The 22,369-nt window shown below is 66.2% G+C and carries 23 protein-coding genes; 14 read left to right on the top strand and 9 right to left on the bottom strand.

Annotated elements, in window-relative coordinates:
* The first annotated feature begins 13 nt into the window (after positions 1–13).
* From AB0H22_RS17575 to AB0H22_RS17555, 5 genes are all read left to right on the top strand, one after another.
* Positions 14–679, top strand: coding sequence for a DUF3043 domain-containing protein (locus AB0H22_RS17575; protein WP_180751449.1), 666 nt, complete (start codon positions 14–16; stop codon positions 677–679).
* A gap of 7 nt (positions 680–686) precedes the next feature.
* Positions 687–1,220 carry a bifunctional adenosylcobinamide kinase/adenosylcobinamide-phosphate guanylyltransferase gene (locus tag AB0H22_RS17570; RefSeq protein ID WP_358147706.1) on the top strand — a complete coding sequence of 178 codons (534 nt, stop codon included), beginning with the start codon at positions 687–689 and terminating at the stop codon, positions 1,218–1,220.
* 62 nt (positions 1,221–1,282) lie between these two features.
* Entirely contained in the window at positions 1,283–2,302 is a 1,020-nt protein-coding gene (gene cobT, locus AB0H22_RS17565; protein ID WP_358147972.1) for a nicotinate-nucleotide--dimethylbenzimidazole phosphoribosyltransferase, read from the top strand.
* Entirely contained in the window at positions 2,299–3,057 is a 759-nt protein-coding gene (locus AB0H22_RS17560; RefSeq protein WP_358147703.1) for an adenosylcobinamide-GDP ribazoletransferase, read from the top strand. Before cobT ends, AB0H22_RS17560 begins: the two co-directional genes overlap by 4 nt.
* Before the next feature lie 88 nt (positions 3,058–3,145).
* Positions 3,146–4,873: a metallophosphoesterase gene (locus AB0H22_RS17555; protein WP_358147701.1), complete on the top strand. Its 1,728-nt coding sequence runs from the start codon at positions 3,146–3,148 to the stop codon at positions 4,871–4,873.
* On the opposite strand, the gene AB0H22_RS17550 is transcribed toward AB0H22_RS17555, so the two are convergent.
* Together AB0H22_RS17550 and gcvT are read right to left on the bottom strand one after the other, a co-directional pair.
* Positions 4,870–5,973: a branched-chain amino acid aminotransferase gene (locus tag AB0H22_RS17550; RefSeq protein ID WP_358147699.1), complete on the bottom strand. Its 1,104-nt coding sequence runs from the start codon at positions 5,971–5,973 to the stop codon at positions 4,870–4,872. The genes AB0H22_RS17555 and AB0H22_RS17550 overlap by 4 nt on opposite strands.
* Positions 5,974–6,015: 42 nt before the next feature.
* A complete protein-coding gene (gcvT, locus tag AB0H22_RS17545) occupies positions 6,016–7,110 on the bottom strand; it encodes a glycine cleavage system aminomethyltransferase GcvT (RefSeq protein WP_358147696.1) in 1,095 nt (364 codons plus the stop codon).
* A gap of 51 nt (positions 7,111–7,161) precedes the next feature.
* Between gcvT and AB0H22_RS17540 the strand changes: the two genes are divergently transcribed.
* Positions 7,162–8,673, top strand: a complete 1,512-nt coding sequence (locus AB0H22_RS17540; protein ID WP_358147694.1) for a leucyl aminopeptidase — start codon at positions 7,162–7,164, stop codon at positions 8,671–8,673.
* Positions 8,674–8,693: 20 nt separating this feature from the next.
* Here the strand turns inward: AB0H22_RS17540 and AB0H22_RS17535 are convergent, their stop codons facing one another.
* Entirely contained in the window at positions 8,694–9,035 is a 342-nt protein-coding gene (locus AB0H22_RS17535) for an oxidoreductase (protein WP_358147692.1), read from the bottom strand.
* Between the two features lie 116 nt (positions 9,036–9,151).
* Between AB0H22_RS17535 and AB0H22_RS17530 the strand changes: the two genes are divergently transcribed.
* Together AB0H22_RS17530 and AB0H22_RS17525 are read left to right on the top strand one after the other, a co-directional pair.
* Positions 9,152–10,171 (top strand): NAD-dependent epimerase/dehydratase family protein, encoded by a 1,020-nt coding sequence (locus AB0H22_RS17530; RefSeq protein WP_358147689.1) that lies wholly within the window; start codon positions 9,152–9,154, stop codon positions 10,169–10,171.
* A complete protein-coding gene (locus AB0H22_RS17525; protein WP_180751458.1) occupies positions 10,171–10,791 on the top strand; it encodes a TetR/AcrR family transcriptional regulator in 621 nt (206 codons plus the stop codon). Before AB0H22_RS17530 ends, AB0H22_RS17525 begins: the two co-directional genes overlap by 1 nt.
* Here the strand turns inward: AB0H22_RS17525 and AB0H22_RS17520 are convergent.
* Positions 10,779–11,018, bottom strand: a complete 240-nt coding sequence (locus AB0H22_RS17520; protein WP_358147687.1) for a DUF167 family protein — start codon at positions 11,016–11,018, stop codon at positions 10,779–10,781. The two genes, AB0H22_RS17525 and AB0H22_RS17520, sit on opposite strands and share 13 nt — an antisense overlap.
* A 136-nt stretch (positions 11,019–11,154) precedes the next feature.
* Between AB0H22_RS17520 and sucB the strand changes: the two genes are divergently transcribed.
* The 5 genes from sucB to AB0H22_RS17495 are packed head-to-tail and all read left to right on the top strand — an operon-like array spanning position 11,155 to position 16,283.
* Positions 11,155–12,912 carry a 2-oxoglutarate dehydrogenase, E2 component, dihydrolipoamide succinyltransferase gene (gene sucB, locus AB0H22_RS17515; RefSeq protein WP_358147685.1) on the top strand — a complete coding sequence of 586 codons (1,758 nt, stop codon included), beginning with the start codon at positions 11,155–11,157 and terminating at the stop codon, positions 12,910–12,912.
* Positions 12,913–12,916: 4 nt separating this feature from the next.
* On the top strand, positions 12,917–13,828 hold the full coding sequence (locus tag AB0H22_RS17510; protein ID WP_180751461.1) for a TIGR01777 family oxidoreductase: 912 nt from the start codon (positions 12,917–12,919) through the stop codon (positions 13,826–13,828).
* A gap of 4 nt (positions 13,829–13,832) precedes the next feature.
* Positions 13,833–14,528 carry a lipoyl(octanoyl) transferase LipB gene (gene lipB / locus AB0H22_RS17505; RefSeq protein ID WP_180751462.1) on the top strand — a complete coding sequence of 232 codons (696 nt, stop codon included), beginning with the start codon at positions 13,833–13,835 and terminating at the stop codon, positions 14,526–14,528.
* On the top strand, positions 14,525–15,517 hold the full coding sequence (lipA, locus tag AB0H22_RS17500) for a lipoyl synthase (RefSeq protein WP_358147682.1): 993 nt from the start codon (positions 14,525–14,527) through the stop codon (positions 15,515–15,517). The genes lipB and lipA overlap by 4 nt, the downstream gene beginning before the upstream one ends.
* Before the next feature lie 16 nt (positions 15,518–15,533).
* Entirely contained in the window at positions 15,534–16,283 is a 750-nt protein-coding gene (locus AB0H22_RS17495; RefSeq protein ID WP_180751464.1) for a DUF4191 domain-containing protein, read from the top strand.
* On the opposite strand, the gene AB0H22_RS17490 is transcribed toward AB0H22_RS17495, so the two are convergent.
* Positions 16,280–17,506 (bottom strand): cytochrome P450, encoded by a 1,227-nt coding sequence (locus AB0H22_RS17490; RefSeq protein WP_358147680.1) that lies wholly within the window; start codon positions 17,504–17,506, stop codon positions 16,280–16,282. The genes AB0H22_RS17495 and AB0H22_RS17490 overlap by 4 nt on opposite strands.
* A gap of 212 nt (positions 17,507–17,718) precedes the next feature.
* On the opposite strand from AB0H22_RS17490, the gene AB0H22_RS17485 reads away from it, so the two are divergent.
* Positions 17,719–18,318 carry a TetR family transcriptional regulator gene (locus tag AB0H22_RS17485; protein WP_358147677.1) on the top strand — a complete coding sequence of 200 codons (600 nt, stop codon included), beginning with the start codon at positions 17,719–17,721 and terminating at the stop codon, positions 18,316–18,318.
* On the opposite strand, the gene AB0H22_RS17480 is transcribed toward AB0H22_RS17485, so the two are convergent.
* The 4 genes from AB0H22_RS17480 to AB0H22_RS17465 form a co-directional block, all read right to left on the bottom strand.
* Positions 18,201–19,463, bottom strand: coding sequence for a SidA/IucD/PvdA family monooxygenase (locus AB0H22_RS17480; protein WP_358147970.1), 1,263 nt, complete (start codon positions 19,461–19,463; stop codon positions 18,201–18,203). The two genes, AB0H22_RS17485 and AB0H22_RS17480, sit on opposite strands and share 118 nt — an antisense overlap.
* A 16-nt stretch (positions 19,464–19,479) precedes the next feature.
* Positions 19,480–20,316 carry a GNAT family N-acyltransferase gene (locus AB0H22_RS17475; protein ID WP_358147675.1) on the bottom strand — a complete coding sequence of 279 codons (837 nt, stop codon included), beginning with the start codon at positions 20,314–20,316 and terminating at the stop codon, positions 19,480–19,482.
* Between the two features lie 90 nt (positions 20,317–20,406).
* On the bottom strand, positions 20,407–21,804 hold the full coding sequence (locus AB0H22_RS17470; RefSeq protein ID WP_180751468.1) for an MFS transporter: 1,398 nt from the start codon (positions 21,802–21,804) through the stop codon (positions 20,407–20,409).
* On the bottom strand, positions 21,805–22,269 hold the full coding sequence (locus tag AB0H22_RS17465; RefSeq protein ID WP_180751469.1) for an RDD family protein: 465 nt from the start codon (positions 22,267–22,269) through the stop codon (positions 21,805–21,807).
* Between the last annotated feature and the right edge of the window lie 100 nt (positions 22,270–22,369).

Raw genomic sequence — 22,369 nt, 5'->3', positions numbered from 1 at the left:
ATAATCTGGGCTAGTGAAACTGCTCGGCCGAAAGAAATCCTCCCCCGACGGGGAACCTGCAGACTCCTCTTCGTCTCCTGCGGATGAGACGGATGTCACATCGTCGGCGCAGGCCGGAAAAGGTCGCCCCACCCCCAAACGGGATACCGGCAAGCGCCGCGGGCCCGTCGCCCCGGCGCCTTTGACCAGCGCCGAGGCCCGCCAGCGCCGTAAGAGCTTGCGCGGACCGAAGCTGTCACGCGCGGAACGCAAGGCGGAGAACGTCGACCGACGCGCTCGGATCGCCGACAATCGCGAGAAAATGATGGCCGGAGACGATGCGTACCTGCTGCCCCGCGACAAGGGGCCGGTGCGCGCATTCGCCCGCGATATCGTCGATTCGCGACGCAACGTCCTGGGGCTGTTCATGCCCTTGGCGCTCTTCTTGATCTTCACCATGTTCGCGGTGCCGTCCGTCCAGGTGCAGTTGTGGATGACCCCGGCGATGCTGGTGCTGATGCTCGTCATGATCGTCGACGGAATCTTCGTCGGCAGGCTTGTGAACAAACGTGTGGGCGAACGCTTCCCGACCAGCGAAGAGGGTGGCTTCAAACTCGGCTGGTATGCCGCGAGCCGTGCATCTCAGCTGCGCAAGATGCGCGCACCGCGCCCCCGGGTGAACCGCGGCGAGCCGGTCTAACCGCACTGTGCCCACCACGCTGGTTCTTGGCGGAATTCGTTCGGGAAAGTCGCGCGTCGCCGAGTCCCTGCTGCCCGCCGAGGGACCCGTGCGATACCTGGCGACCGGCTCATCACTCAGCGAGGATGCGGCATGGTCGGAAAGGGTTGCGGCACATCGGTCCCGACGCCCCGATCACTGGGTGACAGCCGAGACCACGGATATCGCGGCCGAGCTGCGCACCGGTGACGCGATGCCGACGCTCATCGACGATCTCGGGGGTTGGCTGACCTCGATCATGGACGCGCGCGGCGCATGGGATGGCGGCGGCGAATCCGTCGCCGCCGATATCGGCGATTTGGTGGATGCCATCGACGCCTACTCCTCCGATCTCGTGATTGTGAGCCCCGAGGTCGGGTTGACCATCGTGCCCGCCACCGCTTCCGGGCGGCTCTTCGCCGATGAACTCGGCGCACTGAATCAGGCCGTGGCGCAACAGAGCGAGCGGATTCTCCTGGTGGTTGCCGGTCAGCCGCTGGCGATCAAGGGAGCCTCCGCGTGACCTCGCACGCCGAGCCGGCCGAGGCTCCGCGATTCGGCCCGATTTCGGCGCCCAACCCCGATATGGCTGCCGCCGCCCGCGACCGACAACGGCGGCTCACCAAGCCGGCCGGTGCGCTAGGGCGACTAGAGGAGCTCTCGGCGTGGGTGTCGGCCTGCCAAAATCAGTGCCCTCCGACGACATTCCAACGCCCGCGGGTGGTGGTCTTCGCCGGTGATCACGGAGTAGCCGCCAGCGGTGTGTCCGCCTATCCCTCATCGGTGACCGCCCAGATGGTGCGAAACATCGACGCGGGGGGTGCCGCCGTGAACGTGCTTGCCGCGCTGGCCGGGGTGGGCGTGCGAGTGGTCGACATTGCGGTGGACAGCGACGTATCGCTGACCGAACCCCTTGCCGCCCATAAGATTCGTCGTTCCAGCGGCAATATCGCGGTAGAGGACGCCCTCACCACGGAACAAGGTCACGCCGCGCTGGCCGCCGGGATCGCCCTGGCCGATGCCGAGATCGACAGCGGAGCCGATCTGCTGATCGCAGGCGATATGGGCATCGGGAACACCACACCGGCGACGGTGTTGGTGGCGGCGCTCACCGCGAGCGAACCGGTGGCCGTAGTAGGTCGCGGCACGGGGATCGACGATGCCGGATGGACACGCAAGATCGCCGCCGTCCGCGATGCGTTGCGCCGCACCAAGGATGTGCGCACCGATCCGATCGCGCTGCTCATCCGTGCCGGCGGCGCCGATCTGGCGGCGATGACCGGATTCGTGGCACAGGCGGCAGTGCGGCGCACCCCGGTGTTACTCGACGGAGTGGTGGTGACCGCCGCAGCACTGGTGGCCGAGCAGCTGGCCCCGGGGGCCCGGCAGTGGTGGCTGGCCGGACACCGCTCCACCGAACCCGCGCATTCGCTTGCCCTGCAACGCCTCCGGCTGGACACCGTGTTGGATCTGGAGATGCGACTGGGCGAGGGCTCTGGCGCCCTTGTCGCACTGCCAGTGCTGCAGGCCGCCGCGGCCACACTGGCCCAGATGGCGACATTCGATGAGGCCCAGATCGACGGCCCACAGGGTCCGGATACATGAACCGGCTGCTGCGGATCCTGCGGCCCATCGGCGGAGCCTTCGAATTCGCCACCGTGACACCCGTTCCCGCGCGGCTCGCGGGCACGCTGTCGGGCCCAGCGCTGGGCGCGCTGCCAGTGGTGGGCGCCGCGTTGGGCGCGCTGGCCGCCTTCGTCGCCTGGGTTATGCACTTCGAGTACATGGCACCACTGGCCGGGCTGGCCGCGGTGACCGTGGTGGTACTGGCGACCCGCGGCCTGCATATCGACGGGCTGTCCGATACCGCCGACGGGCTCGGCTGCTACGGGCCGCCGGAGCGCGCGTTGACCGTGATGCGTGACGGGTCAGCAGGGCCGTTCGGAGTGGCGGCGGTGGTCATCACCCTGTTGGCACAGGCGTTGTCATTCGGTGTGCTCACATCCAGGCAGGAGTGGCTGGCGATCGTGCTGGCCGTCGCCGTCGGCCGGGTGAGCGCGGTAGTGGCCTGCCGACGCGGGGTGCCGGGTGCCGCCCACAGCGGTTTCGGCGCGCGGGTTGCCGGTTCTCAGCCGCTGTGGGTGGTGGCGATATGGGTGCTGGCGGCGATGGCGGTGGGGGTTCTCGCCCAACCCTGGCGGCCGTGGCAGGGGCCAATGGCGGTGTTGGTGGCGCTGGTCGTCGGGGCACTGCTGGTGCAGCACTGCGTCCGCAGGTTTGGTGGGATCACCGGCGATGTGCTGGGCGCGAGCATTGAGCTCACCACGACGCTCGCCGCCCTGGGGTTGGCCGCCGCATAGCGCCGCCACCAGGATTCATCAAGAGTTCGCGAGCGGGCTCGGCCTGTGCGGTCGCGTCACCCCGTGCAGTACGCCACTATTCGAAGCTATGCCGCGCAATCCGTTGAATCCTCCCGGTGAGATACCGGACACGGGGATTCCCCAATCACTTGCCGGGGCGATGACGATGGCCGAGCAGTACGAGTGGCATCGCGGGTACCTGTTCCGCCACGCGGTGTCACGCCGGAACTTCCTGCGGGGGTCGGCGGCAGCCACCGCAGTAGCCGCGCTGGGCCTTTCGCCGTTCGGCCGGCGGGCATATGCGGACGACGCCCCCCTGGGTGTCGCAGGCAGGCGCGTCGGGTTCGGCGCCGACTCCTCCAGCCAGCTCAGCTTCTCCGCACAGCTGTCCAGGAATCCGCACGGCACCAGGATCTTTCTCGACCACGGCCCAACGCCCGAACTAGGTGCCTCTCTTGAGGCCGAGGTCCGTAATCTCGTGACACAGATCCCGTCCAGCGACCATGGGGTGCTGGCGGCCGAACAGTTCTACGCCCACGCGCCCGTCCATGGGCTCGGTGGGGGCAGCGAGCATTTTTACCGCTGGCGGACCACCGACGGGTTCCTGAGCGATGTCCGTTCGGCCGCGACGGCCATCCCGTCGGCACGAAATGCACTCGCCCCGTTCCGTTTCACCATGATGGGCGATCAGGGCACCGACGAAACTCCGTCACTCCCAACAAACCTCGCGGCCGGTGAGTACGACGACAGTTACTACAGCGCGGACAACGACCCCGCCGCGTCGCATACGCAGAACGTCTTGAATCAGATCGTGGCGTGCCGACCCGATTTCCACATCCTGGCCGGGGATATCGCGTACGCGGACCCGTCCGGGATGGGGAAAAAGCCCCAGTTCGTGCCATCGAGTGGCAAGGCCGCAACCGGGTTCGACAAGTACAACCCCTTCGTCTGGGATGTATACCTGGCGTCCATCGAACCCAGTGCCTCAATCACACCGTGGATGTTCGCGACCGGTAACCACGATATGGAGGCCGCGTACGGGACTCACGGCTACGGCGGCCACCTGGCCCGTCTCGGTTTCCCCGGCGGCGGCCCCACAGGATGCCCGTCGGCGTACTCGTTCACCTATGGCAATGTCGCCGTGCTCTCCCTGGACGCCAACGACGTGTCCTATGAGATCCGGGCCAACACCGGTTACTCCGCTGGGGCCCAAACCGGCTGGGTGGGCAGAACTCTGGCGGCGTACCGGGCCAACCCGAATATCGACTTCATCGTGTGTTTCTTCCATCATTGCGCGTACTCGACAACGCAGTCACATGCGAGCGACGGCGGAGTGCGCGACGCCTGGTGCGCGCTGTTCGATCGCTATCGGGTGGATCTGGTGCTGCAGGGGCACAACCACGTCTTCGAGCGCACCGATCCCATCCGCGGCGGGCGGCCGACCCGGGAAGCCGGGGACAATTCGACCGTCGACCCAGAATCCGATGGCACCGTGTACTACACGGTGGGCTCCGCGGGCCGGCCCCGATACGACTTTCAGCCGGGCGAGCCGGAGGGCTACCGGGGCCGCGAAATCGGTGACACCTTGGTACCCAATAGCTATGTCTGGACGCCCGAGGGCACCAAGCACATTGAGGCGGTCACGTGGTCCCGTGTCCGTTATCGCAACTACGCGTTCATCCGCGTCGACGTGCGCCCGGGGACGCTGGCCAGCGAGATGGACGTCACCGCCGTCGACGAATACGGCCGTGAGTTCGACAAGGTGACGTACCGCCGACGGGTGCGGGGCGCTGAGGCCTCGCTAGATGGGCCCTAGCCGAGCTTGGTGATCCAGCCGTGTGTATCGGCGAAGGTGCCGCGCTGGATTCCGGTCAACGTGTCGCGCAGGGCCATGGTCACCTCGCCGGGTTCCCCATCGCCGATGGTGTATTCACCGCCCGAGTACTTGACGCGGCCGACCGGCGTGATCACCGCGGCGGTCCCACAGGCGAACACCTCGGTGATCTCTCCGGAGGCCACCTTCTTCTCCAGCTCGTCGACATCGATCTTGCGTTCCTCGATGGCGAAACCGGCGTCGGAGGCCAACTGCAATAGGGACTTTCGCGTCACGCCGGGCAGCAGTGAACCGGACAGCTCGGGGGTCACCAAGCGGGCCTCACCATCACGACCGAACACGAAGAACAGGTTCATCCCACCCATTTCTTCGATGTACCGGCGCTCGATGGCGTCGAGCCACACCACCTGATCGCAGCCCTCGTCGGCTGCCTGCGCCTGGGCGACCAGCGAGGCGGCATAGTTGCCGCCGGTCTTCGCGGCACCGATCCCGCCCGGTGCGGCGCGCACGTACTCATGAGAGAGCCACACGCTGACCGGCTTGATGCCCTGAGAGAAGTACGCACCGGCGGGTGAGGCGATGAGCAGGTACCGGTATTCGGCGGCCGGCCGCACCCCGAGGCCCGCCTCGGTGGCGATGATGAACGGCCGCAGGTAGAGCGATTCCTCCCCGCCGCCCGGCGGCACCCAATCGGCGTCGACCGCGATGAGCTGGCGCAGCGATTCGATGAACAGCTCCTGTGGCAGCTCGGGAATGGCGATGCGGCGGCAGGACTGAATCAACCGTTCGGCGTTAGCTTCGGGCCGGAACGCGGCGAGAGATCCGTTGGGTTGCCGATAGACCTTGAGCCCCTCGAACACCTCTTGCGCATAGTGCAGAACGATGGCCGACGGGTCGAGAGTAATGGGGCCATATGGCACCACTTGCGCTTTATGCCAACCGCTTTCGGTATTCCATTCGATGGAAACCATGTGGTCGGTGAAGTACTTCCCGAATCCCGGCGCGGCCAGTACCTCAGCCCGCCGGGCCGGGCTGGCCGGTGACGGGTTGAGTTGCCGGGTGAACTCGGGAAGCGGATTCATGCTCGGCAGTCTAGCTGTCCGACGTGGCCAAACCCGAACCGATTATCCGACGTTGACGTCCACGAATGGCGGCTTGACGACCTCGCATTCGATCTCCCGGCCGCGCACGTCGACGACGACGCTCGCACCGTCCGCGATCTGCGCGGAGGTGTCCAGCAATGCCAGGGCGATTCCGGCCTTGAGGGTCGGCGAGAAGGTTCCCGACGTGGTCACACCCACCGACAGGCCACCGGATAGCACCGTGAAATCGGGGCGCAGCACTCCTCGGCCGGTGGCGCGCAGGCCCCGCAGGGTGCGACGCGGACCGTCCGCTTTCTCCTGGATGAGGGCGTCACGGCCCCAGAACGCGTCCTTCTTCCAGCCGACGGCCCATCCGGCCCGCGCCTGCACCGGGCTGATATCGGCGGAGAGCTCGTGCCCGTGCAGCGGATAGCCCATCTCGGTGCGCAGGGTGTCGCGTGCACCAAGACCCGCAAGCTGTCCACCGGCCTCGGTGATCACCGGCAGCAGCGCATCGAATATCGCACCTGCTGAATCCCATGATGGGAGTAGCTCATAGCCGTGCTCCCCCGTATAGCCGGTACGGCACACCCGCACCGGCACACCGTCGAGCGTGGCGTCGGCGTAGGCCATGTACTCCATATCCGTTGGCAGCCCGAGTCGTTGCAGCACCTCCGCCGATTTGGGACCTTGCACGGCCAGCACCGCGTAGTCGCGGTGCTGATTGGTGATGGCGATGCCCTCCGGGGCCTGAGCCTGCAGGGCCGCGACGACGGCTGAGGTGTTCGCGGCGTTGGGGACCAGGAAAATTTCGTCATCGGAGACGTAGTAGGCGATGAGGTCGTCGACGACACCGCCGTTTTCGGTGCAGCACAGCGTGTATTGCGCCTTGCCCGGCCCAACCTTGTTGAGATCGTTGGTGAAACAGGCATTCACAAACGCCGCGGCACCGGGACCACGCACCAGCGCCTTGCCGAGGTGACTGACATCGAACAGGCCGACGGCTTCGCGTGTGGCCGTGTGCTCCCCGACCGTTCCGGCGTAGGACACCGGCATGCTCCAGCCGCCGAATTCGGCGAAGGTGGCGCCCTGTGCGGTGTGCCTGTCGTGCAGTGGTCCGAGCAAAAGATCCGTCATGGGAGTTCACCCTAATTGGCGCATCACTCGCTTTCACTAGGCTGAGTGCCTATGAGCGCATATACGGCACCCTCGTTCGCCCTGGCCACCTCCATTCCGCAGCGCGGAGTCTCCGCCGCGGTGCTGCTGGTGGGTGTCCGTCCCAGCGAGAAAGAATCCGACAAGGGCCCCAAAGTGGTCGATGCGCAGCTGCTGGACACCAAGGCCGTCAAGTCCATCGAGGCCGCACTCAAGGCCGTGGGAGCGACCGGCTCGGCCGAGCAGCTCACCCGGGTGGCGGTGGACGGGTTGCCGGTGGCCAGTGTGTTGGCCGTCGGGCTGGGTGACGCGGAGAATACCGGCCCCGAGGCGATCCGTCGTGCCGCGGGCGTGGCCGCCCGAACCCTCGACAACGTGGAAACCGTGGTGACCACGCTGTCGGAGCGGGACGTCGACGCCACCGTGCAGGGCCTGGTGCTGGGCGGTTACCGCTTTGCGGCGTTCCGCACCAAGACCGCGCCGAAGGACGCTGGGCTGCAGAAGGTTACGTTGCTCGTCGGCGACAAGGGTCGTGCCCAGAAGGAGGCCATGGAGCGCGGCGCGGCCGTCGCGACCGCGGTGACCACTGCGCGTGATTTTGTGAACACCCCGCCCAGTCACCTGTTCCCCGCCGAATTCGCCAAGCAGGCAAAGGCGTTGGCGACGACGGAGGGCATCGAGGTGGAGGTGCTCGACGAGAAGGAGCTGGCCAAGGCCGGCTACGGCGGCGTCGTCGGAGTCGGGAAGGGCTCCTCGCGCCCCCCGCGTCTGGTGCGGTTGACCTACCGGGGCGCAAAGGGAAAGAAGGCCAAGAAGGTCGCGCTCGTGGGCAAGGGCATCACCTTCGATACCGGCGGCATCTCGATCAAGCCCGCGGGCGGTATGGAGAATATGACCTCCGATATGGGCGGGGCCGCAGCGGTTATCGCGGTGACACTGCTGGCGGCCCGGCGGCAGCTGCCGATCGACGTGATCGCGACGGTCCCGATGGCCGAGAACATGCCGTCGTCGACGGCGCAGCGTCCCGGTGACGTGTTGACCCAGCTGGACGGCACCACCGTCGAGGTGATCAATACCGATGCCGAGGGACGCTTGATCCTGGCGGACGCGATTGTCCGGGCCTGCCAGGACGAGCCCGACTATCTGATCGACACCGCGACCCTGACCGGCGCGCAGGTAGTGGCGCTGGGTACCCGAACCCCCGGCGTGATGGGCACCGACGAGTTCAGGGACCGCGTGGCGACGATCTCTCAGTCGGTGGGCGAAAACGGCTGGGCCATGCCGCTACCCGAGGAGCTGCGCGACGATCTCAAGTCCAAGGTGGCCGACCTGGCGAACGTCACCAACCACCGCAACGGTGGCATGTTGGCGGCCGGTCTGTACCTGCGCGAATTCGTGGCCGACGGCGTGCAGTGGGCTCATATCGATGTCGCGGGTCCGGCGTACAACACCGGTGGGCCGTGGGGTTACATATCGAAGGGCGGTACCGGTGTGCCGGTGCGAACCATCTTCAGCGTGCTGGAGGACATCTCGGCTAACGGGTGAACCACGGCTGATCTCCCCCTTTACGCCTGCTCCTCGGTGGCCCGACGCTTGAGGATCTTCTGCCGGGCGTCGTAATCACGCTTGCGTTGCGGGTATCCCGTGCGATGCACGTCGTACACCGGGATCTTGAGCTTCTCGGAGATTCGCCGCGCCCCCGCTACCCCTCCGACGCGCCGTCGGGTCCATTCGCCGTCACCGGCAATGAGAATCACGGTGACGTCGGAGAAGTTGGTCTGCGGCTCGACGTAGGCCTCGACACCGGTGCGCGCCGCGGTCCAGGTGGCGAGGTAGCGCAGATCGTTATCGGTACCGCGTTTCGTTTGCCCCTCACGCTTGCCGCGGAAGGCGTCGATCCATGCCATTCACACATGGTGCCAGCTAATTCTGAGAACGCGATAAATAAACGGAGATCGAGCCTCCGTTTATGCTATCGTCCATCCAAGCGGAGGTTGAGTCTCCGTTTAAATTTGGGAGAGTCATGAGTGAAAAAGTGCTGGTAACAGGAGGCGGCGGCTTCATCGCGCGGTGGGCGATTGCCGAGCTGCTCCAACGTGGCTACGAGGTGCGGACAACACTGCGCAGTCCCGCCAAGGAAGAGTTGGTGCGGTCCGCCGTCGCCCGCGCGACCGACCGCGCCGGGGAATTGGAGTTCGCGCACGCCGACCTGGTGCGGCCCGAGGGGTGGGCGGCGGCCGTCTCCGGCTGCGACTACGTGCTGCATATCGCCTCCCCCCTCGGCGCCGATCGGTCGCGCGATGCCGAGACGTTGATCACCCCGGCGCGCGAGGGCACCCTCCACGTGCTGCGCGCAGCCGCCGCAGCGGGTGTCAAGCGCGTGGTCGTCACATCTGCCGCCAACGCCGCCAGTCCCTCGTCATATGCCCTCGAGGGCGTCACCGACGAGACGCTGTGGACCGATCCCGACCAACCCGGGATCCCCGCGTACCGGCAATCCAAGACCATCGCGGAACGGGCGGCATGGGACTTTATCGAAAAACAAGGGAGCCCAACCGAATTGACCACGGTCCTACCGGGTGCCGTTTTCGGGCCGGTACTGGGAGCGGATAACAGTGGCTCCGTACAAGTTATCTCGCGGCTACTGACGGGCGCGATACCCGGCACGCCACGAATCGGGCTCGAAGTGGTCGATGTACGGGATCTCGTGGACCTCCACCTGAGGGCGATGACATCACCTCACGCGGCAGGTGAAAGATTCTTGGGCACCGGAGAATTCATGTGGATGAGCGATATCGCCAAAACGCTCCAGGACCAACTGGGGCCCGACGCGGCCAAGGTACCGACACGACAACTACCGGATATCGCGGTGCGGGCACTGGCTCTGCTGAGCCCAGACCTGCGCGCCATCGTCCCCGGACTAGGGCGACGTAATCGGCACTCCACCGCGAAGGCACAACGAGTGCTCGGCTGGTCGCCTCGGCCCGGGGCTGAGACCGTCGTCGACTGCGCCCGTGACCTGCTAGCGCAAGGCCTGGCCTGATGGCGCCGCGCAAGGATGCGCAGCAGAACCGCGCACGGTTGGTCGCGGCAGCACACGCGGTGTTCTCCGCGCGAGGTCTCGACGCGACACTCGATGACATCGCCGCCCACGCGGGCCTCGGGACAGGTACCGCATACCGACACTTCCGCGACAAGTACGAGCTGGCCTCCGAGGTTCTCGGGGAGGCAACCGAGCACATAGTGGCGGATGCGCGTGCGGCATTGGCTATCTCAGATCCGCGGGAGGCCCTCTGGCAGTTCTGCGAGAGCGTCGCGACTCGCCATGCCACCGACCGCGGACTCTATGACGCGCTCGCGGGGCGCGGGCGCGCTGCGGACAAGGAGCGGTTCTGGCCGCTCATCATGGAGACCGTGACCCGGCTCGTCGAGCGCGCGCGGGCGGCAGGTGTCATCCGTGCCGATGCTCAGCCGGAGGATATCGGCGCAATCTTGACGATGATGGGGCCTGCGTACGCGATGGGCGATCCGGCCTGGCGCCGTTACCTGGCGCTCATCTTCGACGGGTTACAGGCGGTGAACGCCAAACCGCTGCCCGCGCCCGCCCCGGAGTTCTCTTCACTCGACGATCTGATCGACGCCAAACGCGGTCAGCGGCGCTGACCGATATTGAATCGCTTGAGCCTGCTGGTCTGACCGGCAACGAGCCGCACCTCCGACTTGGGCACCCCGAGGTGCTCGGCAAGCAGGGCAACCGCCGCCTTGTTGGCCTTGCCGTCGATCGCCGGCTCCCGCACGAACAGCGTCAACGCACCGTCGTCGGCAACCTCGACCGCGGGCCCCTTGCGGCTGCCGGGCTTGATGGTGCAGACGACGGTGCGCTCGCTCACCCGACGATCTTGGACCCGGGCAGGCGCGTCGTTCCACTCAGTGACAGGATTGACCCGCTGGCCACGTCGCTGTGGTAAGCCAGATATGTCGCACGTTGCGCAAGCCGCTATCGGAACCTTTTCAGGAGTGGAAACCATGGCCTTCTCCGTCCAGATGCCCGCCCTCGGTGAGAGCGTGACCGAGGGGACGGTGACACGGTGGCTCAAACAAGAGGGCGACACGGTCGAAGTCGACGAGCCACTGCTGGAGGTTTCCACCGACAAGGTGGACACCGAGATCCCCGCTCCCACTGCGGGTGTGCTGACCAAGATCGTCGCCCGTGAGGATGACACCGTCGAGATCGGCGCCGAGCTCGGGGTGATCAGCGAAGCAGGTGAAGCCGCAGAGCCCGCAGCACCGGCACCTGCCGCAGCTGCACCGGCCGCAGAGCCGGCACCCGCTCCCGCCCCGGAACCCGCACCGGCGCCCACTCCTGAAGCCGCGCCCGCCGCGGCCGCCCCCGCAGCTGCTGCGGCTCCGGCAGGCCCTGGCACCTCGATCACGATGCCCGAGCTCGGCGAGTCCGTCACCGAGGGCACCGTCACCCGCTGGCTCAAGAAGATCGGCGACGAGGTCGGCGTAGACGAGCCGCTCGTCGAGGTGTCCACCGACAAGGTCGACACCGAGATCCCGTCACCGGTGGCCGGTGTGCTGTTGAGCATCACGGCCAACGAGGACGACACCGTGGCCGTCGGCGGCGAGCTCGCCGTGGTCGGGGCTGCTGGTGCCGCTCCTGCTGCGGCCCCCGCACCCGCGCCTGCCCCGGCTCCCGCCGCTGCGCCACCGGCACCGCCCACGCCACCGGCACCGACACCCGCTGCCCCGGCACCGCCCGCACCTCCGACACCGGCGCCTGCCACTCTCCCGGCACCTGCTGCGGCTGCTGCGCCTGTCGCCGCCGACGGCGGCAGCGACAACCCCTACGTCACCCCGCTGGTGCGCAAGCTCGCATCCGAGAACAACGTGGATCTGTCCGCGTTGACCGGCAGCGGTGTGGGTGGACGCATCCGTAAGCAGGATGTGCTGGCTGCCGCTGAGGCCGCGAAGGCCCCCGCGACGTCGGCCCCCACAGCTGCCACACCGGCAGCTCCCGCCGCTTCTGCTCCGGCGAAAGCCGCCGCACTGGCGCACCTGCGCGGAACCACCCAGAAGGCCAACCGGATTCGGCAGATCACCGCCAAGAAGACCCGCGAGTCGCTGCAGCAGACCGCACAGCTGACGCAGACGCACGAGGTCGACGTCACCAAGATCTCGGCACTGAGAGCCAAGGCCAAGGTCACCTTCGCCGAACGCGAGGGTGTCAACCTGACGTTCCTGCCCTTCTTCGCCAAGGCCGCGGTCGAGGCACTCAAGGCGCACCCGAACGTCAACGCGAGCTACAACGAAGACACCAAGGAAATCACCTACTTCGACGCCGAGCACTTGGGCATCGCCGTCGACACCGATCAGGGTCTGCTGTCCCCGGTGATCCACAACGCGGGTGATCTGTCGCTGGCCGGGCTCGCCCGTGCCATCGCCGATATCGCCGGACGCGCCCGCTCCGGGAATCTCAAGCCCGACGAGCTCGCCGGTGGGACCTTCACCATCACCAACATCGGCAGCCAGGGCGCCCTGTTCGACACCCCGATCCTGGTTCCGCCGCAGGCCGCCATGCTCGGCACCGGCGCAATCGTGAAGCGCCCCAGGGTTATCCGTGACAATGCCGGTAACGAGTCGATCGGCATCCGGTCGATCTGCTACCTACCTCTGACGTACGACCACCGCCTGATCGACGGTGCCGACGCCGGCCGATTCCTCACCACCATCAAGCATCGGCTGGAAGAAGGCGCTTTCGAGGCAGACCTGGGGCTGTAGGCCTATGGGTTCCAGGCGGATCGTCATCGCCGGATCGTCGGGGACGATCGGATCGGCGCTTGTTGCATCGTTGCGTGCTGCCGACCACACCGTGGTCCGACTGGTTCGCCGCGACCCGATGGGTCCCGACGAACAGCGCTGGGATCCGGCGAGCGGGCAGATCGATCCCGGCGCCCTTGAGGGTGCCGACGCCGTCGTCAACCTGTGCGGTGTCGGCGTCGGCGACAAACGGTGGTCGGGCGCGTACAAACAGGAGATTTACGACAGCCGTATCACCCCCACGGAGGTGCTCGCCGGCGCCGTCGTCGATGCCGGTGTGCCGGTGTTGATCAACGCTTCGGCAGTGGGCTACTACGGCGACAGCGGGGACCGCGTCATCGACGAGACCGCCACCAGTGGTACGGGTTTCCTTGCGCGCGTCTGTATCGATTGGGAGGCGGCGACCGAGGAGGCCGTGCGCGCCGGCACGAGGGTGGTGATCGTCCGTACCGGCCTGGTGCTGTCCCCCGCCGGCGGGCTCTTCGGCCGATCGCGCCCGCTGTTCTCACTGGGTTTGGGTGCCCGGCTGGGCGATGGACGCTGGTACATGCCATGGATAAGCCTTGAGGACGAGATCCGCGCACTCGAATTCGCGTTGACCGAACAGACCCTGTCCGGTGCGGTCAACCTGACCGGGCCGGCGCCGGTGACGAACGCCGAGTTCACCGCCGCCCTCGGCAGGATGCTGCAGCGACCGACCCTGCTGGTGGCGCCCCAGTTCGCGCTGCGTGCCATCTTCGGAGAGTTCGCCGATGCCGAGCTGACCCGCAGCATGCGCGTTATCCCCGCTGTCCTCGAACAGCACGGATTCGAGTTCGAGCATCACACCATCGGCGAGGCGCTGGCCTACGCCAACAACAGTCGACCGATGAAGTGAGATAATGGAACCCGTGCACCGCACCCATGGATCTATCCGATCCAGCGCAGATCCCGTCGTCGTGCGGGATCTGGGCACCGTCGGCTATGAGACGGCCTGGGACCTGCAGCGGGATATCGTCGAGGCCCGCGTCGCCGGTGGACCGGACACCCTGCTGACCTTGCAGCATCCGGCGGTGTACACGGCGGGGCGGCGCACCGAACCGCAGGAGCGGCCGATCAACGGCGCACCCGTCATCGACACCGATCGCGGCGGCAAGATCACCTGGCACGGGCCCGGTCAGTTGGTCGGCTACCCGCTCGTGCAATTGGCCGAGCCCATTGACGTCGTGAACTACGTTCGGCGCCTTGAGGAATCGATTATCGCGGTATGCGCGCAGCTGGGCGTGCAGACCAAGCGTGTCGATGGCCGCTCCGGCGTGTGGCTGGCCGCGGGCGGCGGCAAACCGGAACGCAAGATCGCGGCGATCGGGGTTCGCGTGCAGCGCGGCGTCACCATGCACGGGTTTTCCCTCAACTGCGATAACAGCCTGGACGCATACCTGCCGATCGTGGCGTGTGGCATCAGCGACGCCGGAGTGACGACCCTGTCCGCCGAACTGGGCCGCGACGTCACCGTGGACGAAGTGCGTGAACAGGTGGTTTCCTCGGTGCTCGATGCGCTCGAAGGACGACTAGCCGTCGGGGCGGTGGGAGCATGACGGAACCGCGCAAGCTGCTGCGACTCGAGGTGCGCAACGCCCAAACCCCCATCGAACGCAAGCCGGACTGGATCCGCACCCGCGCCAAGATGGGCCCCGAATACAAGGAACTCAAGTCGCTGGTGCGCGCAGGCGGGCTACACACCGTGTGCGAGGCGGCCGGATGCCCCAACATCTTCGAATGCTGGGAGGACCGCGAGGCCACCTTCCTCATCGGCGGCGAGCAGTGCACGCGGCGCTGCGATTTCTGCCAGATCGACACCGGTAAGCCCGCCGAGCTGGACCGCGACGAACCACGGCGCGTAGCCGAAAGCGTCCTCCAAATGGGCTTGCGGTATTCGACGGTCACCGGGGTGGCCCGTGACGACCTGCCGGACGGCGGCTCCTGGCTGTACGCCGAAACCGTGCGGTACATCAAGGAGCTCAACCCGGCCACCGGCGTGGAGCTGCTCATCCCGGACTTCAATGCCGTCCCCGAGCAGCTCGACGAGGTGTTCGCATCCCGCCCCGAGGTACTGGCGCACAACCTGGAGACGGTGCCGCGGGTGTTCCGCCGCATCCGCCCCGCGTTCAGCTATGAGCGAAGCCTGTCGGTGATCACCAAGGCCCGCGAGGCGCATCTGGTGACCAAGAGCAACCTGATCCTCGGCATGGGCGAGACCAACGACGAGATCCGCGAAGCGCTTGTCGCGCTGCACGAGGCGGGCTGCGACATCATCACCATCACCCAGTATCTGCGGCCTTCCCCTCGGCATCATCCTGTTGACCGCTGGGTGAAACCGCAAGAATTCGTGGAGCTTTCGGATTTCGCGGAGGGTCTGGGCTTCGCGGGTGTGATGGCCGGGCCGCTGGTGCGTTCCTCGTATCGGGCCGGGCGTTTGTACACGCAGGCCATGGCACATCACGGGCGGCTGCTGCCCGCCGAGCTGGAGCACCTGGCGTCCGCCGGTTCGGCCGCCCAGGAGGCGGTCAATCTCATCGCACGCTGAGACTTAGACTCGGCATATGCCTAAATCACTGAGTCCCGCCGAGGCCAAGGTCGCCAAGGCCGAGACAAAGGCGCGCCGCAAGGCCGAATCGAAGGCGCGCCGCGCCCAGATGTGGCAGGCCTTCCAGATTCAGCGCAAGGAAGACAAGCGGCTGCTGCCATACATGATTGGCGCGTTTGTGCTGATCGTCGCGGTGTTCGCGGTGGCCGGGTACTTCTCGGGCGGGATCAGCGTGTTCATGTTCCCGATCCTGGGCGTGGTACTCGGCGTGCTGGTGGCGTTCATCATCTTCGGCCGTCGTGTGCAGAAGTCGGTGTTCACCAAGGCCGAGGGCCAGAAGGGTGCCGCGGGTTGGGCGCTGGACAACATGCGCGGGAAGTGGCGAGTCACCACCGCTGTCGCCGGAACCACCCAGCTCGATGTTGTCCATCGGGTCATTGGCCGTCCCGGCATCATCTTCGTCGCCGAGGGGGCTCCCGGCCGGCTGGGGCCGCTGCTGGCCCAGGAGAAGAAGCGCACCGCACGGGTGGTCGGTGATACCCCCATCTACGACGTCATCGTCGGTAACGAGGACGGTCAGGTGCCGCTGTCGAAGCTGGAACGGCACCTGAACAAGCTCCCGGCCAATATCACCGCCAAGCAGATGGACTCCATCGAGTCGCGGCTGTCGGCCCTGGGTTCGCGCGCTGCGGCCATGCCGAAGGGCCCGACGCCGGGCCAGGCGAAGTCGCGCGGCGGGATGCAGCGCACCATCAGGCGGCGTTAGACCGGGCTGAGCTGCAGCTCCAGCTTCTGATGCCGACGCACCATGATGCTCGGAACCCACTGAGCACCACCTGGTTTGACCGCGAATTCGCGCGTTCGGTCCAGCAGTAGGTTGATGGCGGTACGCGCCTCGAGGCGCGCCAGCGCCGCGCCGACACAGAAATGCAGCCCCTTGCCGAAAGTGATGTGGCTGCGAGGGCTGGGCCGGTCGAGGCGCAGGGTGTCGGGATCCTCGAAGACAGCCGGATCGCGGTTGGCGGCACCCCACATCAGCGTGAGGTGGCTGCCCGCGGGCAGCTCGACCCCACCGAGCGAGGTATCTGCCAGCACATGTCGATGATGTCCCCGGAACGGCGACTCCAGTCGGAGCGCCTCTTCCAGGAAAGTCGGCAGGAGCGCACGGTCCTCACGGATACGGCGTTGCAGCTCGGGATTCTCGCCGAGGATGCGCACGGCATTGCCCATCAGTCCGGCCGTCGACTCGCCGCCCGCGCCGACCAGCTGCACCAGGATCATCACCCCGATGTCCAGGGAGATATCTCCCCGATTACACGCCTGCGCCAGATATCCGAGAAGGTCCTCGCCCGGTGCGGACAGTTCCTTCTCCAGGTGTTCACGCAAGTACAGAAGGAGATACATGGTGTCGGTGACCACCTCAGCCTGCCGCTCCGGGGTGTTGAGCCCACCCAGCATCTCCGTGCTGGAGTAACCCCACTGCACAAGCTGCGGCACGTCCTCATCGGGTAGCCCGATCAGCCGGGCCACCATCGTCATCGGCAGCGCATCGCCCATCGCGGTCATCCAGTCGATGCCGTCACCGTCCACGCCGCGCTCCCACAGCCGTGCGCCGGTCTCGGCCATGACGGATTCCAGGGCCGTGATTCGCCTGGCGACCAGCGTCGGCAGCACCAGCTTGCGGTGCGCGTGATGAACCGGATCGTCGCCGGTGGCCAGCACATGCGTCGGATCGGCGACCGGACCCATCTCCGCGACCGTCACCGCATCATGGGGGCCAGCTGAGCCATCGGACTTCATAAGCACGGCGGTGAGGTTGGAGGAGAAGTCCTCGGTGCGCTCGGTGGCCTCCACCACCAGGTCCCAGCGTGAGACGAAGTAGAAGCCGGAATCCCCCACCGGCCACACCGGCGCGGTCTCGCGCAGCCGCCGATAGAACGGATACGGGTCTTCGAGGACCTGCGGGTCAAAGAGCTCTACGGTACTCATCACCCATGAGGCTGACAGACCGGAAAACCGCACGTCAAGGCATTCGCCAAAGTGAGAAACACCTGTTCAGGGCCATGATCTACGGCGTCTCAATACACCTGCTCCACCTGCGCAAATCTTGAGAATTCTTGGAAATTTGTCTCAAGTTGCGATAAATTTAGGATCTAATGTCACCCTACTCAGATTGGTTGCACCGGGGCGACCGTCACACCATGGCCGCCAATCGCATCGTGTCGGTGGCGGCCAAGCAGATTGCGCGTCACGGGTTGGACCGGCTGGACCTCGATTCGGTGGCCCGCGAGGTGGGATGCTCCCGCGCGACGGTCTATCGGCATGTCGGGGGCAAGGGGGCGATTGTCGACGCCGTGCTGGCGCGGAACATCGCGAGTGTCACCGCCGACATCCAGCGCGCAGTCGAGTCGGCGGATGCGCGGCGGCGTGCGGTCACCGCTATCACTGCTTCGCTGGCCGCCATCCGCAACGATCCGGTCGTCAGTGCGATGGTGGCGACGATGTCCCCGGCTTCTCTCGGGTCCTACCTCACACCGTCCTCGCAGATCCCGCGTTCGGCCTCAGCGTTCACCGGTCTGCTTGACGAGATCGCCGGGCAATGGATTTCACGCGTTGTGATGGCGTTCTTGTTCTGGCCCGCGACGGACCCAGCCGTGGAAGCGGAGATGATCGAGCGCTTTGTCTATCCGGTCCTGAAGGACGCCACCGCAGCGCGCGTCTCCGTCTCGGCGACGAGCGAATCCACGATCTCACCGGAGCGCACGGCGACGTTGGACAGCAGCGACGACGACAATCCGTGACTGTGTTCAACCGACCCGTTGAGGTAGATGTCACCCGGGGCGTCCGCCTGCGGTCGTAGCCGGTAATCGCGTTCCACGACCGGCAACCCGTTCTCGTCGAACTCATAGTGCGATGCCAGTGCGCCCAGGAACGCCCGCACGTCCAACGGCCGATATCCCGTGGCGTACACCACCAAATCGCAGTCGAGCAGCTCGGTCGTCGATGTCGGCAGATGTGTCACAGCCAGGCGCACCCGTTCCGAAGCCTCATCCACGGCAGCGATCTTCGAGGCGTTATGCATCCACAGTCGTCGCTGTCCGCTGACCCGTTCCCGGTACTCGCGGTCGTAGAGATCGGCGATCAGCGGGGAATCAACCGCCGCGTAATTGGTGTCGCGGTGATACGCGATCAGCTGCTGGCGAACCTCGACGGGCGCCGCGTAGAAGTCCTCCACCGCCGCCGGGTCAAAAACGCGGTTGGCGTACGGACTGTCATCGGCGGGGCTGTAGCCGTACCGCGCGAAAATGGCATGCACCTGGGCATCGGGATACCGACTGTGCAGATACGCCACCGCCTCCGCGGCACTCTGCCCGGCACCGACCACCGCAACCCGCGCCGGTGGAGCGTCCAACGCATCGAGCCGGTTCAGCAGCTCACTGCTATGCCATTGCCGCGCAGTGGGATTGATTCCCGACGGCATGGCCGCGAATGTTCCGCAACCAAGAACGAGGGCCCGTGTGTGCATCACACGATCGGGCGACGACCCCGATGTGCCATGCAGCCGCACCTCGAATCCGTCTGGGGCCGCCTCAATCCCGACCATCCGCGAGGAATAGCTGACATCCGCCCCGAGCGCCTGCTGCGCCCAATCCAAGTAATCGTGGAACTCCTCCCGAGTCGGAAAGAAGGTCTGCGAATTGATGAAATCCGGCAGCCGTCCACGTTCGGTCAGGTAGTTGACAAAGGTGTAGTGACTCTTCGGGTTTCGCAGGGTCACGAGATCCTTCAGAAAGGACACCTGCATGCGTGCCCCAGGAATGAGCATCCCGCGATGCCACCCGAATTCGGGCTGAGCATCGACGAATCGCGCCGACAGCCGGTGCGGGTGCTCGGCGAGCGCTATCCCGAGCGCAAGATTCGATGGCCCGAAACCGACGCCGAGCACATCGTGACAAGCATGGCTATCCGAGGGCAAGGGACCGCTCCAGACGCTCCAGATAGCGTTGCCGTGTCGTGTCCTTGGTGACCAGCACCAAGAAGTCCGCCATATCGAACTCCGGGTCATAGGAGGGCGGTCCGCAGATACGTCCGCCGATGCGCAGGCATCCGTGGAGCAGCGGTGGAATCTTCGCTTTTTCCTGCGGCGGTATGTTCTCCAACGGCACGCCGTCGACCACAACAGGCTGGCGCGGTATGACTCGATACTCGTCGGGGGCGGCGAATCGCTGCGCGAAATCATGCACCGAGCGCACCAACGATCCGCGCGGCCCGCCGTCCTCCATCCGGACAGACAAACAGCCGATCGCGTACTGGTGCTCGGTCATCTGCTGATACCGGAAGATTCCGGCCCACAAGATGCCCATGACGGCGCCGTTGCGATGATCGGGTGCCACGGTAACTCGGCCAATCTCAACCAGTTTGGGCCGCAGCGGGTCAAGCGCCGACGCATCGAACATCGAGTCGGTAAACGTCTCCCCCGCGGCCCGGTATCCCTCGGGCGGGAGTAGCCGACAACAGCCGATAATCCGTCCGGTGTCCTCATCACGTGCCAGCAGGTGATCGCAGTAAGGATCCAGCTTGTCCAGATCGATCATCTCGCCCGTGATCGGCCCGCGAACGGCGTTCGGAAGTGGTGCGCCCATTTCGTCGGCGAAGGCCTGATACCGAAGTCGTTGTGCGGCTTCCACTTCAGCCGGGTCGGATGACAACACGATGCTGTAACGCGGCCGCGGGTTCGCGTCCGTCCCCCGATCGGAACCGACACCGGGCGCCGCGATGAAAATCGCCGCGCTCTCCATGATCGAAAGCTACTCCCTCTGTCTACGGGTTACGACCGCAATGCACAAATACCCGTGGGCATCCCTGCAGGCAGGGCCGATCACCGATGGCTAGATAGCTAGCGACTCTCCGGTGACCGGTTCACGCGAGCGCCTCATCGTAGCCACACCGAGCAGAATCAGCGAAACGAGCGCGGCACAGGCCGCCGCAAGTGCCCCCAACGTCAGCACGCTGTTGATGCCCGCAGCACCGGCAGCCCGCACGTCAGGCCCAGCATCCGACGCGGCGTGGCCGAAGGCGACCCCGAGTCCTGCCACCCCCAGCAGAATGCCGATCTGGCGCCCCGTGCTCACCGATCCGGTCGCCATTCCGGCATCTGACAACGGCACAAACCGCAGTGCGGCATCGGATGTCACGGCCGAGAGCGCGCCAAGCCCCAACCCGGCCAGCGCCGAGCCCGGAATGAAGTGAGTCCAATCGGTACCGGCGTCCGCACCGGCGGCGGCCCACAAGCCGACCGCCACCAGCGCGACTCCGCCGGGAATGGTCGCCACCGTCGGTAACCGCTTGCCCACCAGAATCCCCAGCGGGGCACCCAGCACGGTGGCGAGCGTCAGCGGGCCAGCACGCAGTCCGGTCTCAAATGCGTTGTAACCCAGGGTATTCATGAAGTGCAATGCCAGGTAGTTGGTGGCCGCGATGAGCGTGCCGGAGGCCGCGGCCGCGGCAACCCACACCCCCGCGAATCCGGGTGAGAAGACCAACCGCAGGCTCAGCATGGGCGCCGTGACACGGCCTTCCCACCAAAGGAACAGTGCGAGGGCCGCAACGGCACAGACCGCCAGAGCCGCGGAGACTTGAGTTCCGATCCCTCCCTCGTGCAGGGAGATCACCGCGAAGACGCCGGTGATCAGCCCCGAGGTGAGCAGGATCGTGCCCGTCCAGTCGACCGGCCGGGTCTCATCGGCGCGGGTCTCCGGCAGGTGCCGGGCCGCGATCACCAACGCGACCACACCCACCGGAATGTTGACCAGGAATATGGACTGCCAGCCGTAATGGGTCACCAACAGTCCGCCCAGTAGCGGGCCTGCGGCACTGCCCGCCCCCATCACCGCACCGTAGATCGCGATGGCACCGCCGCGGCGTTCGCCGGGATAGGCGGCCGCGATGATCGGCAGGGAGACCGCCAGCAGGATCGCGCCACCGACACCTTGCACGGCACGCACGCCGATCAACATCTCGGCACTATTCGAAAGCGCGCAGCCCAGTGAGGCGCAGGTGAACACCACCATGCCGGTCATATAGAGCCGGCGGCGGCCCAGCCGATCACCGAGAGTTGCGGCGGTGAGCAGCAGCCCCGCCATCGGCAGCGCGTAAGCGTCGATGACCCATTGCAGATCGGAGAGATCGGCCCCTAACGACGACTGCAGGTCGGCGAGCGCGCTCGACACGATGGTCATGTCGAGCAGCAGCATGAACACCGCCAGACAGACGGCGAGCAGGACCATCTAGCGGCTACGAACCACGACGGTGCGCGTCACCCGGTCGTGCAGACCACGGCCGTCCACATCGGTGATGAGCGGCGGGACGATCAGGGTGATCAACAGGTTTCTGACAAATGCACGCCCGATACCCACCGAGTCGGTGCCGTCGGCCGGGGCCACCTGCAGGCCCGCCATGTACTGGCCGGGCGTGAACCGCCACAGTCGCACCGCGACCACCCCGATGACGAACCAGACGATCCACTGCACCGATTGCAGCATCGTCGACAACAGATCGCCCCGCTCGATCAGCAACGCCAGCCCCGCCGCGATAAGCCAGTCCACCAGCAGCGCGACCAGCCGCCGCGACATCGGTGCGGCCGATCCCGGACCCGTCTCAGGCAGGCCGAGCTGGTCTCCCGGATACCGAGAGTTGCCCGCTCCCTCTACCGACCCCAGCCCCGACATCCATGAACCCAGGTCCCGTGCCATGCTCACAGCGTAAAGGCCAGCCCACAGATGGTTACGCGTAACATCCGCGCAACATATGGTTGACCCGCGGGCAACACCCGCTTCATAGGTTCAGTCGCGC

Origin of the sequence: Mycobacterium sp. NPDC050853 (genome assembly GCF_040653875.1) — a bacterium.
In the GTDB taxonomy this organism is placed as follows: Bacteria; Actinomycetota; Actinomycetes; order Mycobacteriales; family Mycobacteriaceae; genus Mycobacterium.
The sequence above is the reverse complement of the archived record's forward strand: the minus strand, read 5'-3'. Positions and strand labels throughout refer to the sequence as shown.

What these genes read in the sequence shown, in the direction of transcription:
- AB0H22_RS17470 (WP_180751468.1), bottom strand. Translation starts at nt 21,804, where the DNA reads ATGGTCCTGCTCGCCGTCTGTCTGGCGGTGTTCATGCTGCTGCTCGAC.
- gcvT (WP_358147696.1), bottom strand. Translation starts at nt 7,110, where the DNA reads ATGACGGATCTTTTGCTCGGACCACTGCACGACAGGCACACCGCACAG.
- AB0H22_RS17485 (WP_358147677.1), top strand. Translation starts at nt 17,719, where the DNA reads ATGGCCGCCAATCGCATCGTGTCGGTGGCGGCCAAGCAGATTGCGCGT.
- cobT (WP_358147972.1), top strand. Translation starts at nt 1,283, where the DNA reads ATGGCTGCCGCCGCCCGCGACCGACAACGGCGGCTCACCAAGCCGGCC.
- lipB (WP_180751462.1), top strand. Translation starts at nt 13,833, where the DNA reads ATGGAACCCGTGCACCGCACCCATGGATCTATCCGATCCAGCGCAGAT.
- AB0H22_RS17530 (WP_358147689.1), top strand. Translation starts at nt 9,152, where the DNA reads ATGAGTGAAAAAGTGCTGGTAACAGGAGGCGGCGGCTTCATCGCGCGG.
- AB0H22_RS17475 (WP_358147675.1), bottom strand. Translation starts at nt 20,316, where the DNA reads ATGGAGAGCGCGGCGATTTTCATCGCGGCGCCCGGTGTCGGTTCCGAT.
- AB0H22_RS17490 (WP_358147680.1), bottom strand. Translation starts at nt 17,506, where the DNA reads ATGAGTACCGTAGAGCTCTTTGACCCGCAGGTCCTCGAAGACCCGTAT.
- AB0H22_RS17560 (WP_358147703.1), top strand. Translation starts at nt 2,299, where the DNA reads ATGAACCGGCTGCTGCGGATCCTGCGGCCCATCGGCGGAGCCTTCGAA.
- sucB (WP_358147685.1), top strand. Translation starts at nt 11,155, where the DNA reads ATGGCCTTCTCCGTCCAGATGCCCGCCCTCGGTGAGAGCGTGACCGAG.
- AB0H22_RS17465 (WP_180751469.1), bottom strand. Translation starts at nt 22,269, where the DNA reads ATGGCACGGGACCTGGGTTCATGGATGTCGGGGCTGGGGTCGGTAGAG.
- AB0H22_RS17555 (WP_358147701.1), top strand. Translation starts at nt 3,146, where the DNA reads ATGCCGCGCAATCCGTTGAATCCTCCCGGTGAGATACCGGACACGGGG.
- AB0H22_RS17550 (WP_358147699.1), bottom strand. Translation starts at nt 5,973, where the DNA reads ATGAATCCGCTTCCCGAGTTCACCCGGCAACTCAACCCGTCACCGGCC.
- lipA (WP_358147682.1), top strand. Translation starts at nt 14,525, where the DNA reads ATGACGGAACCGCGCAAGCTGCTGCGACTCGAGGTGCGCAACGCCCAA.
- AB0H22_RS17525 (WP_180751458.1), top strand. Translation starts at nt 10,171, where the DNA reads ATGGCGCCGCGCAAGGATGCGCAGCAGAACCGCGCACGGTTGGTCGCG.
- AB0H22_RS17540 (WP_358147694.1), top strand. Translation starts at nt 7,162, where the DNA reads ATGAGCGCATATACGGCACCCTCGTTCGCCCTGGCCACCTCCATTCCG.
- AB0H22_RS17510 (WP_180751461.1), top strand. Translation starts at nt 12,917, where the DNA reads ATGGGTTCCAGGCGGATCGTCATCGCCGGATCGTCGGGGACGATCGGA.
- AB0H22_RS17495 (WP_180751464.1), top strand. Translation starts at nt 15,534, where the DNA reads ATGCCTAAATCACTGAGTCCCGCCGAGGCCAAGGTCGCCAAGGCCGAG.
- AB0H22_RS17535 (WP_358147692.1), bottom strand. Translation starts at nt 9,035, where the DNA reads ATGGCATGGATCGACGCCTTCCGCGGCAAGCGTGAGGGGCAAACGAAA.